General features: G+C 70.9%; 1 protein-coding gene. It reads right to left on the bottom strand.

The annotated features are described in order from the left end of the window. The coding region (locus H926_RS29400; RefSeq protein ID WP_237741123.1) for an aminotransferase class V-fold PLP-dependent enzyme at window positions 1-499 on the bottom strand (499 nt) is incomplete at both ends.

Raw genomic sequence — 499 nt, 5'->3', positions numbered from 1 at the left:
ATAGGCACCAATCGCGGGCAGGCGCGGCGCATCTGCCGCGATCACCTCGGCACCACTTTCCAGCAGCGCGGTTTCCAGCCGATCGCGCAGACCCTGCACATCAGCCAGCCACGCGTTCCCCGCCTCCAGCGCCGCGGCCATGGCCAGGGCGCCAGGCAGGTTTTCGGTGCCCGCACGATAGCCGCGCTCCTGCCCGCCGGTGGGATGGAGCAGCGCCCAATCGCGCACCAGCAAGGCGCCCACCCCGATCGGCCCGCCAAACTTGTGCGCCGAAATGGCGATCAGGTCGGCCTCTGGCAGCGGCAGCTTGCCCGCGCCTTGCGCCGCATCGGCCAGCAAGACGCCGCCGGCATCACGCACCGCCTGGGCCACCGCCGCCAACGGCTGGATCACCCCGGTTTCGTTGTTGACCTGCTGCACCGCCACCAGCCCGGCAAGCGCGCATGAAGCAGGAACGACTTGGCCACGGCCATCGACGGCAAGGCGCGCGGCATCGCCG

Origin of the sequence: Novosphingobium sp. B-7, assembly GCF_000410615.1 — a bacterium.
Classification (GTDB): Bacteria; Pseudomonadota; Alphaproteobacteria; order Sphingomonadales; family Sphingomonadaceae; genus Novosphingobium; species Novosphingobium capsulatum.
The sequence above is the reverse complement of the archived record's forward strand: the minus strand, read 5'-3'. Positions and strand labels throughout refer to the sequence as shown.